Origin of the sequence: Vibrio sp. TRT 17S01 (assembly GCF_050113695.1) — a bacterium.
Taxonomy (GTDB): Bacteria; Pseudomonadota; Gammaproteobacteria; order Enterobacterales; family Vibrionaceae; genus Vibrio.
Window position 1 is genome coordinate 114646 of the sequence record NZ_JBNJOG010000009.1, and the last position, 14549, is coordinate 129194.

16 protein-coding genes are annotated in these 14549 nt (G+C 42.2%); 7 read left to right on the top strand and 9 right to left on the bottom strand.

All coding sequences use genetic code 11. The annotated features are described in order from the left end of the window. Positions 1-6 precede the first annotated feature (6 nt). From fdh3B to cobB, 4 genes are all read left to right on the top strand, one after another. Positions 7-615 (top strand): formate dehydrogenase FDH3 subunit beta, encoded by a 609-nt coding sequence (fdh3B, locus tag ACQEXS_RS14910; protein ID WP_367986406.1) that lies wholly within the window; start codon positions 7-9, stop codon positions 613-615. Between the two features lie 14 nt (positions 616-629). Continuing rightward, complete coding sequence (locus ACQEXS_RS14915) at positions 630-1670, top strand: formate dehydrogenase subunit gamma (RefSeq protein WP_427014368.1); 1041 nt, start codon at positions 630-632, stop codon at positions 1668-1670. Further along, the gene (locus tag ACQEXS_RS14920; protein ID WP_427014369.1) at positions 1654-2070 is read left to right on the top strand and encodes a hypothetical protein; all 417 of its coding nucleotides are present in this window, start codon (positions 1654-1656) and stop codon (positions 2068-2070) included. Before ACQEXS_RS14915 ends, ACQEXS_RS14920 begins: the two co-directional genes overlap by 17 nt. Before the next feature lie 203 nt (positions 2071-2273). Beyond that, positions 2274-3011: a Sir2 family NAD+-dependent deacetylase gene (cobB, locus tag ACQEXS_RS14925; protein ID WP_427011194.1), complete on the top strand. Its 738-nt coding sequence runs from the start codon at positions 2274-2276 to the stop codon at positions 3009-3011. Positions 3012-3026: 15 nt separating this feature from the next. On the opposite strand, the gene ACQEXS_RS14930 is transcribed toward cobB, so the two are convergent. The 6 genes from ACQEXS_RS14930 to potA form a co-directional block, all read right to left on the bottom strand. Beyond that, positions 3027-3800: a GGDEF domain-containing protein gene (locus ACQEXS_RS14930; protein ID WP_427014370.1), complete on the bottom strand. Its 774-nt coding sequence runs from the start codon at positions 3798-3800 to the stop codon at positions 3027-3029. A 68-nt stretch (positions 3801-3868) separates the two neighbouring features. After that, positions 3869-4906 (bottom strand): extracellular solute-binding protein, encoded by a 1038-nt coding sequence (locus ACQEXS_RS14935; protein WP_367986412.1) that lies wholly within the window; start codon positions 4904-4906, stop codon positions 3869-3871. A gap of 167 nt (positions 4907-5073) precedes the next feature. Further along, a complete protein-coding gene (locus ACQEXS_RS14940) occupies positions 5074-6108 on the bottom strand; it encodes an extracellular solute-binding protein (protein ID WP_427014371.1) in 1035 nt (344 codons plus the stop codon). Positions 6109-6235: 127 nt separating this feature from the next. Then, entirely contained in the window at positions 6236-7006 is a 771-nt protein-coding gene (gene potC / locus ACQEXS_RS14945) for a spermidine/putrescine ABC transporter permease PotC (RefSeq protein WP_367986414.1), read from the bottom strand. Further along, on the bottom strand, positions 7006-7863 hold the full coding sequence (gene potB, locus ACQEXS_RS14950) for a spermidine/putrescine ABC transporter permease PotB (protein ID WP_367989174.1): 858 nt from the start codon (positions 7861-7863) through the stop codon (positions 7006-7008). Before potB ends, potC begins: the two co-directional genes overlap by 1 nt. Beyond that, positions 7847-8980, bottom strand: a complete 1134-nt coding sequence (gene potA, locus ACQEXS_RS14955) for a spermidine/putrescine ABC transporter ATP-binding protein PotA (RefSeq protein WP_427011191.1) — start codon at positions 8978-8980, stop codon at positions 7847-7849. Before potA ends, potB begins: the two co-directional genes overlap by 17 nt. A gap of 314 nt (positions 8981-9294) precedes the next feature. Between potA and ACQEXS_RS14960 the strand changes: the two genes are divergently transcribed. From ACQEXS_RS14960 to ACQEXS_RS14970, 3 genes are read left to right on the top strand one after another with little or no spacing between them, the layout of a single operon-like run. Beyond that, complete coding sequence (locus ACQEXS_RS14960) at positions 9295-10089, top strand: hypothetical protein (protein ID WP_427011190.1); 795 nt, start codon at positions 9295-9297, stop codon at positions 10087-10089. Further along, complete coding sequence (locus ACQEXS_RS14965; protein WP_427014372.1) at positions 10082-10894, top strand: glucosaminidase domain-containing protein; 813 nt, start codon at positions 10082-10084, stop codon at positions 10892-10894. Before ACQEXS_RS14960 ends, ACQEXS_RS14965 begins: the two co-directional genes overlap by 8 nt. Positions 10895-10912: 18 nt before the next feature. Continuing rightward, positions 10913-11572, top strand: coding sequence for a DUF2987 domain-containing protein (locus ACQEXS_RS14970; protein ID WP_427014373.1), 660 nt, complete (start codon positions 10913-10915; stop codon positions 11570-11572). Positions 11573-11612: 40 nt separating this feature from the next. On the opposite strand, the gene ttcA is transcribed toward ACQEXS_RS14970, so the two are convergent. The 3 genes from ttcA to ACQEXS_RS14985 form a co-directional block, all read right to left on the bottom strand. Further along, the gene (gene ttcA / locus ACQEXS_RS14975; RefSeq protein ID WP_427014374.1) at positions 11613-12545 is read right to left on the bottom strand and encodes a tRNA 2-thiocytidine(32) synthetase TtcA; all 933 of its coding nucleotides are present in this window, start codon (positions 12543-12545) and stop codon (positions 11613-11615) included. A 133-nt stretch (positions 12546-12678) separates the two neighbouring features. Then, positions 12679-13626, bottom strand: a complete 948-nt coding sequence (gene uspE, locus ACQEXS_RS14980; RefSeq protein ID WP_367986420.1) for a universal stress protein UspE — start codon at positions 13624-13626, stop codon at positions 12679-12681. A gap of 129 nt (positions 13627-13755) precedes the next feature. Beyond that, positions 13756-14505 carry an FNR family transcription factor gene (locus ACQEXS_RS14985; protein ID WP_367986421.1) on the bottom strand — a complete coding sequence of 250 codons (750 nt, stop codon included), beginning with the start codon at positions 14503-14505 and terminating at the stop codon, positions 13756-13758. Positions 14506-14549 lie beyond the last annotated feature (44 nt).

Below are 14549 nucleotides of genomic sequence, written 5' to 3' on the forward strand. Positions count from 1 at the left end.
CCCGAAATGGCTAGAATGAAATTCCTTTGTGACACCAAACGCTGCATCGAATGTAATGGTTGTGTCACTGCATGTAAAAACGAAAACGACGATGCGCTTGAATGGGGTATTCAGCGCCGTCGTGTTGTAACACTCAACGATGGCGAGCCGGGTGAAAACTCAATCTCAGTAGCTTGTATGCACTGTACTGATGCTCCTTGTATGGCAGTGTGTCCTGCGGACTGTTTTGAACACACAGAAGATGGCATTGTACTGCACAATAAAGATCTTTGTATCGGTTGCGGATATTGCTTATTTGCGTGTCCATTTGGGGCGCCTCAGTTTCCTAAGCAAGCCGCTTTTGGCGAGCGTGGCAAGATGGACAAATGTACTTTTTGTGCTGGCGGTCCTGAGACAGAAGCTGGCTCTGAAGACGAGCGTAAGAAGTACGGCGCAAACCGTATTGCTGAAGGCAAACTACCGATGTGTGCGTCATTGTGTTCAACCAAAGCATTGCTTGCCGGTGATGCAGAAAAAGTCTCCGACATTTTCCGTCAACGTGTTGTAGAGCGTGGTGCGAAAGGGGCAGGTTGGACTGATGGTGAAGACCTGTCTTACGATGCGACGAAAAGTTAATCGTGGAGAAAGTCATGTTAAATGTGTTTAAACGTGCTTCTCTTGCAATGCTGTCCTTAGTGACAGCATTGCTTCTTGCGGTTTCGCTTCCAGCTTCCGCACAAGAGAATAGCTCCCAGTCCGCGCAGCAAGAAATGACTCAATTAGCTGGTGCGGATTTCTGGCGTCAGGTAAAAGAGGGGCAAGAAGGTTACACTACGTCTCAGTTTCCTGAGCATGGTGTGCTAATCAGTACTCCTGGAGAAACGTGGTACATACTAAAAGAAAAATGGATGTCGCCAGCAGGTGCCGTTGCTATTTTTGGCAGTATTACTATGGTGGCACTGGCATACATTTTTGTTGGCCCACTGATGCTAAGTAAGCCAAGAACGGGCAAAAAGCTGAAGCGTTGGTCTCGTATGGACAGGGCGCTTCACTGGAGCATGGCGTTTACCTTCCTAACGCTAGCTTTTAGCGGCTTAATGCTTGTTTACGGCAAACACTTCTTAAAGCCTTACGTACCAACTGAATTTTGGGGCTTTGTTGTGATGCTAGCGAAGCAATACCATAATTACATGGGCCCGCTGTTCTTTGTATTGCTAATCCTTGTGCTGCTTAAGTGGTGGCGTAAGTCTATCCCGACAATGACTGATGTACGTTGGTTTATGAAAATGGGCGGCATGGTTGGTAAACATAAAGGAACACATCCTTCAGCAGGTTTCTCCAATGGTGGTGAAAAAGCGATCTACTGGCTGTTGATTGCTTTTGGCGCTGTTGCGGCTATTAGTGGCTTGGTTCTTGATTTCCCAATCTTTGGCCAAACGCGTCGAGATATGGAGCTATCGAACCTGCTACACATGCTGTCTGCACTGATCCTAATTTGTGGTTTCATTTTCCACATCTATATCGGTCTGTTCGGTATGGAAGGTGCACTTGAGGGGATGGTCACTGGTGAAGTCGATGAGACGTGGGCAAAAGAGCACCACGATCTTTGGTACGAAGAGATGAAAGCAAAAGGCCCAGAAACCGATAATCAAGCAGTCAAAGGAGCGCATACAAATGAACAAACCTCATAATGGGATTTGGGTAGCGTATATCTTAAGTTGCTTAACACCGTTTACGTTTCTGATTTCAGGTGTTATTGCCATCATCTATGCGGGCTATCGGTTGGATAAAGGTGAAGATGGAGACATTATTGACTCTCATTACTATGGGTTAATTCGTACCTTTTTCCTTTACTTAACGTTCTTTGTTGTGTTGATCGTAACAGTTGCAACATCAAATGGCGTGCTAGTTGGTGTGAGCGATTATTGGTTACATAGTTCTTTGATTGATACTGTTGCCTATGTGATTCCGTACATAGGTATGATATTTGCAGTTTTGGCCATTATCGTCTGGTTTATCCGTATGTTCCAAGGCATGCAGCAATTGAGAAATAACCAACCTCACAATCCTTCAACCGGACCAAACTTATAAAACACCAAGCCCCAGAAAACCTCTGGGGCTTTTTATTTATCCTACATACGTCTATATAGCGTCGAAGAAGTTTTATAAGAACATTTGGTTTGTATAAGCTGTTTTCTCATCGCCTTATGCGACCAACGTCTAAACCCATACTGCTACTGTTGTTATCTCCAAGATGCTAAACTTTGAAGATAAGCAAACCACAAGGACGTCGTATGAATTTCCCTTACCAAAATATTGTCATCTTAACCGGAGCGGGGATCTCTGCTGAGTCTGGCATTCAGACATTTCGAGCACAAGATGGTTTATGGGAGAACCACCGAATTGAAGATGTCGCAACACCAGAAGGTTTCAATCGTAACCCAGATCTTGTACAAGAATTTTACAACTTGAGAAGACAAAAACTACAGGAACAATCGATTAAACCAAATGCTGCTCATATCGCGCTTGGGAAGCTGGAACAAGAACTTGATGGGAAAGTGACCATCATTACTCAGAACATCGACAACCTTCATGAAAGAGGAGGCAGCAACAATGTCATCCACATGCATGGGGAACTACTAAAGTCTAGATGCAGTGAGTCCAATCAAGTTATTGAGGAAACGGGGGACATTAATACGGGTGACCTATGCCATTGTTGCCAAATACCCTCGCAAATGCGGCCTCATGTCGTTTGGTTTGGAGAAATGCCACTTCGTATGGGTGATATCTACGCAGCGTTAGAAGAAGCCGATTTATTTATCTCTATTGGCACCTCTGGCGTTGTATATCCTGCCGCAGGGTTTGTTCACGATGCGAAAATGCACGGTGCCCATACCATTGAACTGAACCTTGAACCAAGTGCGGTAGAAAGTGAGTTTGAAGAAAAACGATACGGGAGAGCAAGCATTGAAGTACCAAAGTTGGTAGAAGATATTCTCGCACTCCAATCTCCTTCGCAAAAACAAGCCTAATTCATTACAACACTCTCAACGCTGACGTTGAGAGTGTTTCATTTCATACATCGCTTGGTCCGTTTTCTCAAGAGCGGCATTCAAGTTATCGCGCGTTGTACGTTCAATACCATAGCTAAACCGAATTTTTTCGCTGAAAAGCTCTTCTTGTATACTACAGATAAATTCAACAGAACGTCCCGGCTGAACGGTGATAGCAAACTCATCACCACCGAGACGAAATGCTTGCTCTCGTCGGTTGATATTATTTGTCAGCACTTGCGCAAAACGAACGATCAACAAATCCCCAGCCAAATGCCCCTTCGTGTCATTTATATGCTTCAACCCATCTAAATCGATATAGATTAAGTCGAATTCATTGAGGGTGATTGCTCTGAGCTTCTTACGATTGTATAACCCCGTTAGTTCATCAATATTCGCGCGTTCTTGTATACGCTTAACCGTATTGGTGATACCAAATGCAATCAGCAGAAATGAAAGCTGTAGCAACCCATCTTCCATGATGGAATCGATCATTGGGTAGTCATTTGCAATCAAGTTAAAGTAAGTAATTTCCGTAATGACTTCGTAGGCGCTGTTAATGATGAGCAACGTGACGCCAAGACGTATTGTCCGATTGTTTTTTAATGCCTCACGAGACACAAAGCTTAGATAACAAACCAGAAGTAGGGTATTGGTCTCAAACAACAGATCATATTGAGAGTCTATGTCGACATAATAGCTGAGCAGTAGCATCGCAAATGATACTGCAATTAGAAGGGAAACGAATAAAAGGGTAAGTCTGTACATTCTATCCTAATCAACGTGAAAACAAATAAAGCGGCATAAGCCGCTTTATTAAGTGTAAATGGAATTACTTAGTTATCCACTTTCAATTTCTGGAAGTACTCGTCGTAAAGCACGCTCGCTTCACCAACTTCATCTTGCCAAACACCACTGTCCATTACTTTCTGAGGAGGGAAGATCATCGGATCATTCGCAAACTCTTTAGGTAATAGGTCATGCGCTGTTTTCACTGGTGTTGGGTAGCCGATTTCTAATGCAATTTTTGCTGCGTTTTCAGGGCGAAGCAAGAAATCGATCATTTTATGTGCCGCTTCAACATTTTTTGCACCAGAAGGGATTGCTAGGCTATCCATCCAAAATACCGTACCTTTTTCAGGCCAGATAATGTCAATTGATGCACCTTCTTGGCGTGCCATGTAAGCAGAACCATTCCACAGCATACCCAATGAAACTTCACCGGCTAAATAAGGGTTGGCAGGGAAATCTGAATTGAACACTAATACGTTTGGCATTAGTTTTTTCAACTCTTCATAAGCCGCTTTAATTTCATCTGGGTTTGTTGTGTTTGGCGAGTAGCCTAGCTTAGTCAACGCAATGTGGAACACTTCACGTGAGTCATCCATCAACATGAGCTGACCTTCCCACTTACTGTCCCAAAAGTCATCCCATTTCGTGACCGATGACTTATCTAACATGTCAGCATTGATGCCAATGCCTGTCGCACCCCAGATATAAGGGATCGAGTAGTTGTTGTTCGGGTCAAAAGGTTTGTTTAAAAAATTAGGGTCTAAATCTGAGAAGTGAGATAGTTTCGCTTTGTCGATTTGCTGAAGCATGCCTTCTTTGCGCATCTTAGATACGAAGTAGGTAGACGGTACTACCAAATCATAGCCCGAACCCTGAGTCTTAAGCTTGGCATACATGCTTTCGTTAGACTCATACGTAGAGTAGCGAACTTTAATTCCTGTCTCTTTTGTAAAGTCTTCAAGAACTTCATTTGGAATGTATTCAGACCAGTTGTAAAAATAGAGTTCTTGATCAGCAGCCATTGCAGGAGAAGCGATTAGGGTCGCTGCGCAAAGTGCGCTTGCGTAGATTTTACTTTTCATTACTTTTCCGTTTTATGTGTGCAGAGATTTCCTGACGTACATCCAAGTAACACTCTGCAACCGTTATGAAAGTTTTATCGTGAAGATAAATGTAACAGCCGTTAATTATATCAGCCAATAAGAAAAATAGGCAGCTTTTGCTGCCTATTTTATCTGAGTTCGCTTGCTTACTGGCCTGCTTTTAACTTGAGGAAGTAATCTTCATATTTCACGGTTTTATCACCGACAGCGGCCTGCCATTCCACACGGTCTAGGTCTTCCTGCGAAGGGAACAGTGGAGCAACGTCTTTGAATTTCGCATTGGATTCTGCAACCGCGGTGAGGTAACCCGTGTCACGAGAAATCTGCTCAGCCATTTCTGGGCGCAGTAAGAAATCGATCATCTTATGGGCCGCTTCTACGTTTTTAGCGCCTGATGAAATGGCAAAGTTATCAACCCAACCGATGCCACCTTCTTTAGGGAAAACCAGTTTAATTGGTAGCCCTTCTTTTTGCGCTGCAGCAGCACTGCCATTCCAAAGCATACCAACACCGACTTCGCCAGACATGTAAGGTGCACCAGGGTTATCTGAGTTAAAGACCAGCACATTTGGCATCAGCTTACGTAGTTCTGCATACGCTTCATCGATTTGTTTTTCATCCGTAGTGTTGCCTGAGTAACCCAACTTACGAAGAGCAATATGGAACACTTCACGAGTATCATCCATCAGCATGATTTGGCCTTCCAGCTCAGGCTTCCATAAGTCAGCCCAGCTTTGAAAATCTTCTGGATCATACATATCGGTATTGACGGCTAAGCCCGTGATCGCAACAACGTGTGGGATAGAGTAGTCATTGTTTGGATCGTAAGGTTTATCTAGATAGTTTTTATCTAGATTCTTAAAGTTGCTCAGTTTCGACTTGTCGATTTTCTGAAGCATGCCTTCATCACGCATCTTAGAGACGAAGTATGTGGATGGAACCACCAAATCATAACCTTGATTGTGTGTTTTTAGCTTTGCATACAAAGTTTCATTCGATTCATAGGTGGAATAAATAACTTTGATGCCAGTTTCCTTAGTAAATTGTTCCAGCAGGTCGCTGTTGATATACGGCCCCCAGTTCATAAATACCAGTTCTTTATTTTCGTCCGCTGCAACTGAACCTGAGAACAGTGAAAGCGCACATGCACTACCAGCTAATAAAGTAGCCCATTTTTTCATTTACGTTAGCTCCAAACCAAACGTCACCGCCTTAGTAATAGCGGCGCTAGATAGAAAAACAGAATGGCACTTTGCCATTCTGTTTCGTGGTAAACCTAAGCATGGATGCTTAGAGTTTAATAGTGAATTACTCCACTTTCTCCCTTGCCAGTAATTGTGAGGTCACAACAAGCACAAGAGAAACGATTAACATGACAGTTGCTAGGGCATTAACCTCCGGTGAAATTCCCACTTTTACCATCGAGTAAATCTTCAATGGAAGGATTTCATACGTTGGACCTGTCACGAACGAGCTAATGATGACGTCATCAAGCGACAACGTGAAGCTAAGTAGCCATCCCGCAGCAACTGCTGGTTTTGCTAATGGCAAGATGATTTGCTTCAAAATTACCCATTCACTCGCTCCGAGATCTTTTGCCGCTTCCAGCATTTTTACGTCAAAGCCATTGAGTCGGCTGTATACCGTGACCACTACAAATGGCAAGCAAAACGTAATGTGAGCAATCAACAAGGTGAAAAAGCCCAGTTGCGCACCTAACACCAAAAACAGCGCCAACAGAGAAATCGCCATCACGATGTCCGGAGACATCATCACAACAAACAACATACCGTTGACAAGACCTTTTCCTTTAAATGAATAACGGAATAGGGCGACAGCCGTCAGGCTACCAATAATGGTTGCTGCCGTTGCGGAAAACACAGCCACATTCAGTGAGTGCCATGCCGCTTGCATTAAGCTGTCGTTATTGACCAGCGTCTCATACCATTTCGTTGTAAATCCACCCCATTTCATACCAAATTTATTGGCATTAAAGGAGTTCACGATCAAGACGATGATAGGTAAATACAAGAATGCATATACCAACGTCATAAAGCTAAATCTAACTGTGCGTCCCATTAGTCTAGCTCCACTTTCTTGTTCAATAATTTGCCAGCGCGATAGTAGGCATAGAGCATCACAGCCATCGCAATCGTCAGAGCTATACTGGTTGCAGCACCAAATGGCCAATCACGTGCATTCAGTACTTGGCTCTTAATAACGTTACCAATTAACAAGTTCTTGGCACCGCCTAGTAAGTCAGCAATGTAGAACATCCCAAGAGCAGGGAGCAGTACCAATAAGCAGCCGCCAATAATACCTGGCATGGTTAACGGCAAGACGACTTTTGTCAGTGTTTGTAGTTTATTCGCCCCTAAATCTCGAGCAGCTTCGATGTAAGTATCATCAAGCTTCTCAATGGCGGAATACAGCGGCAAAATCATAAACGGCAACAAAATGTAGACCAAGCCAATCATTACTGCTGTTTCGGTATACATCAGACGTAAGGGCTTATCGATAATATCTAGAGCTAACAAGCCTTTATTCAGAATACCTTGTGTTCCAAGTACAATTTTTAAGCCATAAGTACGAATAAGTGAGTTAGTCCAAAAAGGTACTATCACTAGAAACAGCATAATAGGGCGCCACTTCGCAGGCATTTTCGCGACAATGTAAGCAAAAGGATAACCAATCACCAAACAAATTAGGGTCGCAATAATCGCCATGTAGAATGAATGCCACAATACTTTAACGTACAGCGGGTCCATCAAACGCAAGTAGTTATCTAAGGTGAAGGTCATCTCAATGAGATTCGCTTCATCACGAGTTAAGAAACTAGTGCCAATGATCATCAAGTTAGGCACTAATACAAATAAACCTAACCAACCAACAATGAGGGCGATAATGGCATTTTGCAGATTAAGCTTTGTGCTCATCATTTAACACTACCTCCCAGCTCTCAACCCAAGTGATAGCGACTTTTTGACCAAGAGAGTGATCGACATCAGGATCATCTTCATTGAAAAACTCACTAACCATCACACGCATGCCGGATTCCAGTTCAATCACAGAGTCCAGAGTCATACCTTTGTAAGTGCGTTCGGTAACGTGTCCGACGATACCTTTTTCTTCAGACTCTTTGATTTCTTCAATGCGTAAATCTTCCGGGCGAAGCAGCACTTGCAATTTATCGCCAGCATCAGCCTGTTTATCATAATAAACAACCGACTCAACCCCTTCGATTTCAGCGCGAATGCGTTTTTCATCAATACGCTCAATCATCGTTGCATTAAACACGTTGATTTCACCGATAAAACGAGCGACAAACAGGTTTTTAGGCTCTTCGTAAATCTCACGAGGAGAGCCATCTTGCTCAATAACCCCTTCACGCATAACAATGATGCGGTCTGACATCGAGAGAGCTTCTTCTTGGTCGTGAGTAACGAATATGAAGGTAATGCCTAATTGACGTTGCAATTGCTTAAGTTCGATTTGCATCTGTTTACGCAGTTTATAATCCAGAGCAGAGAGCGACTCATCAAGCAACAGTACTTTAGGCTTGTTCACAACAGCGCGAGCGATAGCGATACGTTGCTGCTGACCACCAGAAAGCTGGTGCGGTTTGCGTTGTGCCATTTTTTCAAGCCGCACCATGCGTAATGCTTCCATCACTCTAGGTTCGATATCCTGAGCGGACACTTTTTGCATGCGTAAACCAAATGCAACGTTTTCGAAAACGGTCATATGAGGGAATAGTGCATAGCTTTGAAAAACAGTATTGACGTGCCTTTGCTCTGCAGGTAGCTGAGTAACATTCTGACCATCTAAAAGGATCTGACCATTATCTGCGGTTTCAAAACCCGCGATCATCCTTAAAACCGTTGTCTTACCACAACCTGATGGACCCAAAATCGTTAAAAACTCACCATGATTAACATCAAGGTTAAAATTGCCGATGATCTCCTTACCATCGAAACTTTTGTTGATGCCAGTTAAGCGAATAACTGGTTGTCCTGCGTGTTGTTTAGCGTTCAACGTCTGTTTTTCTCCCACATGGGCCACTATCTCAGTCTTAAATAATGACCTGTAGTTACATAAATAGAGGCGCGCATCATAATCACCAAAACTGTGAATTCAAAGTATTTTCTTACCTTGAAACACAAAAAATTTTGCAGGTAAAAGTAAACATTTCTTACCATACTTATTTAAAGGCTCAATTGGTGCGGCAGGTGGTTAATTATTAACCAAAAAACCGAGAAAGCAAGCGCCTGATTGTATTGCGATTTTAAGTTGTTAGCTTTTAAGTATAATGCACGTAACTTTTAGTTAGTCTTTCTTATTCTAGGAATAGGATACCGGATTCAATAATGAACGATGATATCGAAAAAGATTTTAATTTAGGTGGAAGTATAGAGCAGGCTATCTCTGGGGACTATAAGCTCAAAGCCAGTGATGTTCTGAGAGAAGCATGGAATCATACAATGAAAAACTTCCTTTCATTCTCTCCTTCTATTGTCATTCTCCTCGCGGTACAACTTGCCATTTTTTATATTGCACTGAAGCTGCAGCTTGGCGATCCATCCGTTATTTTAAACGCGCTTCAAAATCCAGAAGCATTTGATGAACGTATTATTTCCGCTATCTTCGTCGCCAACTTTAGCTATGAAGTGGTCAGCGCTCCAATTTATGCCGGCATATGTTTGATGGCAATGAGCCATTCTGCTGGTTTGAAAACCAAACCAAAACATATCGGAAAAGGGCTCCAACATACTATTCCTGTCATTTTGGCAACATTGTTTAGCCTGACGTTACAAGGAATTGCAGGTATGCTCCTTCCATTCTTATCGATGTACCTGTCACTTGCGTTCAGTAATTCAATCCTGCTGATATGTGAGAAGCAAATTCCACCAATGCAATCACTGTTACTGTCATTACGTGCCGTGAATAAAAAGATAATACCACTTGCGGGTATCTACTTGATTGTCACCATGATGTTTATCGTAGGTGCAATGTTCTATGGCATTGGTCTTATCTTTGTGTTGCCATTCTTCTTCCATGTGAAGGGCATCATCTATCGAAACATGTTCGGTATTAGGCTCAAGATTGTCGCTTCTGGTAAACCCAAAGATGGAGATGACGATTCACAGGTGTTTAATGCATAAATCTGAACGTCTTCTCATCGTTATTGCTGGCCTTATGGCCAGCTTTGCGTTTTACCGCTACGAGTTTACCCTCGAAGATAATTGGACAAGCTCAGACATACTTCGATCGACAGACTTGGTGGCTGCGAATGTCGGCAATGCGCCGGATTTCAAACAGTACTCAGGCTCAAAGCTCAAAAAACAGGCCTTTTTCAATTATCTTCGTCCCGGCATTGCACTCGAGAATCAACGAATCTTAAAAGAACGAAGTCGATTAGAGCGAATAGAAGAACATTTTGACAAGATGACGCTCTCTAATGACGACATGTTATATGCCAAAAGGCTAGGGCATTTATACCATGTGCCACTACCTGAAGACGGCATCGACCGAATATGGCTCAATCGAATGCTCCATCGTGTCGATGTATTACCTGAAGCGCTCGTACTAATCCAAGCCGCTAATGAATCAGCTTGGGGCACTTCTAGGTTTGCTACAAAAGCAAACAACTATTTTGGTCAATGGTGTTATCAACGCGGTTGTGGCTTAATCCCACAACAACGAGCGGAAGGAAAAACACACGAGGTTGCTAAGTTTCATTCAGTACAAGAATCAATACATGGATATTTTATGAATGTAAACCGCAACAATGCTTATTATGAGCTTCGCGAAATTCGTTATAAGCGGCATATGAATAAAAAGAGCCTCACAGACACTCAAGCTGCGATCGCTCTTACTAAAGGTTTATTAAAGTACTCAGAGCGAGGTGAGGCATACGTCAACGATTTACAAGCGATGATTCAGCATAATGAAGTGTTTTGGAATTAAAACAGTAGAATGCAAATAATGAAAAAAGTGACGTTAGCCTTACTGCTCACCTCGATGCTTGGTGCAATCGCGCCAGTTTCAGCTCAAGAGTACATGTTTACCTACTCTAAGCTTTTCACTCAAATGAAAGCGAATTCAAAAGAAGGCCATGATGATATTAAAATTGGTTTTTTCTTTACTGACGCGAAAACAAAACAATTGTGTGATATCGAAAAAGCTTGGATGGAGAAAGAAGAGCACTATGAAGAGTTATCTATTTCTCCGGCTAAAGAACTATTAGTTCCCCTAGATAGCAACTTGCGTCAGGCTAATCCGTTAGTCTTTGTCCAAACACCTAAAGACAAGCGATGTGACTTCTCAATGGTTGTCATGACCAAAGTACCTTTTGACGGAAAAGTAACCTACGAAGAGGTTGAAAAACTGATGCCTCAAATGCAAACCATACTTGAAGATTTGGGGGGCATGTTTTCAAGTTGGTTTACCCCTGACGTTGAAGGCGTGACATTAGAATTTGCTAATCAGCTTAATTCTTACATTGATCTTTCTGGCGGTCAGCAAATAGAAATTCGAGATGGTAAAGCTCAAGTAGCACTCAAGGATATTGGAAAAGGTGGTTTTATGACTCTGCCTCAAGCCACAATTAGAGTACTCCCATATTTGCCGAATGCAAAAAAGTAGAGTTCGGAAAATAAAAAAGGCGACCATATGGTCGCCTTTTTTATAGATTCGTTACATTTAATTGAAGACTTGGGTCAAACTCTTGAACTTGGTCTTCATCAACAACAGGTTGAGCTTGAATATCTTCTTTATCAAAGCCGATGTCACCACCGTTAATCACTCCGGAATCCTTATCGATTGATTTAAAATCAAATAAATCAAAATCAGCAAGGTGGCTAGGAACTACGTTTTGCATCGCTCGGAACATTGTCTCAATTCGACCCGGGAAACGCTTGTCCCAGTCGTTAAGCATTTGCTTGATGTTTTGACGTTGCAAGTTCGGTTGAGAACCACATAGATTACATGGAATAATTGGGTACTCACGCATCTCGGAATACTTGATGATGTCTTTTTCGCGACAATATGCCAAAGGACGAATCACCACATGCTCACCATTATCAGACACTAGCTTAGGTGGCATCGCTTTCATTTTCCCACCGTGGAACATATTCAAGAATAGGGTTTCAAGAATGTCATCACGGTGATGGCCTAAAGCAATTTTTGTCGCTCCAAGCTCTTTCGCTGTACGGTACAAAATACCACGACGAAGTCGGGAACATAGGGAACAGGTCGTTTTTCCTTCCGGGATCTTATCCTGCACTATTGAATAGGTGTCTTCTTCGACAATCTTATATTCAACACCTAAAGACTCAAGATACTCAGGCAGAATATGGTTAGGGAACCCTGGCTGTTTTTGGTCAAGATTAACAGCAACTAATGAGAAAGAGATCGGTGCACTTTTTTGCAAACTCATCAAGATCTCAAGCATAGTAAAGCTATCCTTACCGCCTGATAAGCAAACCATAATACGATCACCATCTTCGATCATATTAAAGTCTTGAATGGCTTGACCAGTATTACGACGAATACGTTTTTGAAGCTTATTAAAGTTGTATTGCTGAGCTTTAGTGCGCTCTTGAGTATGCTCTGTCATTACTTGCTGTCTTATAAATCATCAAAACAAAATGAAGTGCGTATGATACGGATAAATTGCCTATATGCCAGTTCTAATCACCACTAAATAAAAAATCCCCTCGAATGAGGGGATTTTGTCAGGGATGGTTACGTTAAATCGCAGTTTTTGGGTCCAAAGGACTGATATAACCCAAAGGTTTCAGTGCTAATACGTCACAATTAATCTTATCAATGACGTGCTCTGCTGTGTTTCCTATAAAGACTGCAGATAATCCTGTGCGCCCTGTGGTACCAATAATAACCATCGCAGCATTTAGCTTTTCGGCTACCTCGGGAATAATATCTTCAGGCAAACCTTGTTCTACAATGGTTTGTTCCTCGTCAAAACCATGTTTTTGTCGTAATGACTTCATGGCCGTTAAGTGGTGTCCTCTTACCGCGTCGGTATAGGTAGTTGGATCAAATTCAGGCAACTCAATCGTAATATTAGCCGGGGTTACAGGATAGGCGTTTACTAAATAAGGTTTTGCGCCAAGACGCCCTGAGATATTGGTTAATTGTTCGACCATGATATCGTTTAAGTCGATATGGGTGTCATTTTCTGATCCAACATGAACGGAAGCAAGTATGCTAGCGTTATCCGGCCATTCTTCGTTTTTAACCAGAAGAACAGGAGAAGGGCATTTCCTCAATAGATGCCAGTCTGTTGGAGTAAAGATAACCGCTTCCAAAATGTCATGTTTACGTGTTCCTTTGATCACAATGTCATGCTCACCAGCAAACACCTCAGCAATAATGGCTTCGTAAGGCCGATTATGCCAAACCACTACAATATTAAACTCGACTTCTTTATTCATGTAGGGTTTAGCGATATTTCTCATCCACTGTTCCCTTTGGTGTATCACACCTCGACGCATCGCATCACGCTCATCGATCGAGAGCATGGATGTCATATCATAAGAAAAGTCGTAAATAGAAAGGAAGAAAGTCACTCGGCTAGGAGAACGACTTTTGGCAGCTAATTGCATTGCTCGGGCTAAAGCAGGTTGTTCGTCACGATTAACGTCTGCAACAACTAATATTTTATTATAAATGCTCATATGAACTCCTTACAGAGAGTTGAGTCATATGACTAATGTAGCCTAATTCAATTAAGAGTTTTAGAAAAAACGGAAGGATTTTAAGAGAAGTATGATGTAGCTCAGCTTAGAGCTACATCATTGACTTAATTACGATTCTTTGGATACGCCTGCAAGTTCCATAAGAGCATCGTGATCCAAAATAGTGATGTATTTGCCTTTAACACTTAGAATTTCAGATTTCTGGAAACGACCTAGTAGGCGACTAATGGTTTCTACTGTTAAACCAAGGTAGTTACCAATATCGCCACGAGTCATTGTTAAACGAAATTCTCTCGGACTAAAGCCACGCTGAGAAAAGCGAGTAGAAAGGTTATACAAAAATGCGGCAAGTCGTTCTTCAGCATTTTTCTTTGAAAGTAAAAGGATCATTTCTTGATCACCTTTTATTTCATTACTCATTAAACGCATGATTTGCTGACGCAGTTTAGGCATCTTTCCTGATAAGTCATCTAGGATTTCATAGGGTATTTCACATACCATCGAGGTTTCTAAAGCCTGAGCGAAACTAGGGTGAGCATCACCGGTAATCGCATCAAAGCCCACTAAATCTCCGGCAAGATGAAAAGCTGTGATTTGTTCATCGCCTTGTTCCGTGATGGTGTAACTTTTTATTGTTCCAGAACGAATCGCATATAGAGATTTCAGCTCGTCACCAGCTTTAAAAAGCTCCTGACCTTTTTGTATCGGCTTTTTACGCTCAATGATCTGATCTAATTGATCGAGCTCAGACTCATTAAGTGTAAATGGGATACAAAGCTGACTAATACTGCAATCCTGACAATGGATAGCACAACCACCAGATTGAATGCGTTTGGTTGCAGGCTTTTCAGAAATCATAATAACCTTTCACTATTTGATATACATCAATATTTTAGCATCCA

Coding starts and splice junctions, on each gene's coding strand:
- ACQEXS_RS14965 (WP_427014372.1), top strand. CDS start 10,082: ATGCATAAATCTGAACGTCTTCTCATCGTTATTGCTGGCCTTATGGCC.
- ACQEXS_RS14920 (WP_427014369.1), top strand. CDS start 1,654: ATGAACAAACCTCATAATGGGATTTGGGTAGCGTATATCTTAAGTTGC.
- ACQEXS_RS14930 (WP_427014370.1), bottom strand. CDS start 3,800: ATGTACAGACTTACCCTTTTATTCGTTTCCCTTCTAATTGCAGTATCA.
- ACQEXS_RS14935 (WP_367986412.1), bottom strand. CDS start 4,906: ATGAAAAGTAAAATCTACGCAAGCGCACTTTGCGCAGCGACCCTAATC.
- cobB (WP_427011194.1), top strand. CDS start 2,274: ATGAATTTCCCTTACCAAAATATTGTCATCTTAACCGGAGCGGGGATC.
- uspE (WP_367986420.1), bottom strand. CDS start 13,626: ATGAGCATTTATAATAAAATATTAGTTGTTGCAGACGTTAATCGTGAC.
- ACQEXS_RS14915 (WP_427014368.1), top strand. CDS start 630: ATGTTAAATGTGTTTAAACGTGCTTCTCTTGCAATGCTGTCCTTAGTG.
- ACQEXS_RS14940 (WP_427014371.1), bottom strand. CDS start 6,108: ATGAAAAAATGGGCTACTTTATTAGCTGGTAGTGCATGTGCGCTTTCA.
- ACQEXS_RS14985 (WP_367986421.1), bottom strand. CDS start 14,505: ATGATTTCTGAAAAGCCTGCAACCAAACGCATTCAATCTGGTGGTTGT.
- potC (WP_367986414.1), bottom strand. CDS start 7,006: ATGGGACGCACAGTTAGATTTAGCTTTATGACGTTGGTATATGCATTC.
- ttcA (WP_427014374.1), bottom strand. CDS start 12,545: ATGACAGAGCATACTCAAGAGCGCACTAAAGCTCAGCAATACAACTTT.
- potB (WP_367989174.1), bottom strand. CDS start 7,863: ATGAGCACAAAGCTTAATCTGCAAAATGCCATTATCGCCCTCATTGTT.
- ACQEXS_RS14970 (WP_427014373.1), top strand. CDS start 10,913: ATGAAAAAAGTGACGTTAGCCTTACTGCTCACCTCGATGCTTGGTGCA.
- ACQEXS_RS14960 (WP_427011190.1), top strand. CDS start 9,295: ATGAACGATGATATCGAAAAAGATTTTAATTTAGGTGGAAGTATAGAG.
- fdh3B (WP_367986406.1), top strand. CDS start 7: ATGGCTAGAATGAAATTCCTTTGTGACACCAAACGCTGCATCGAATGT.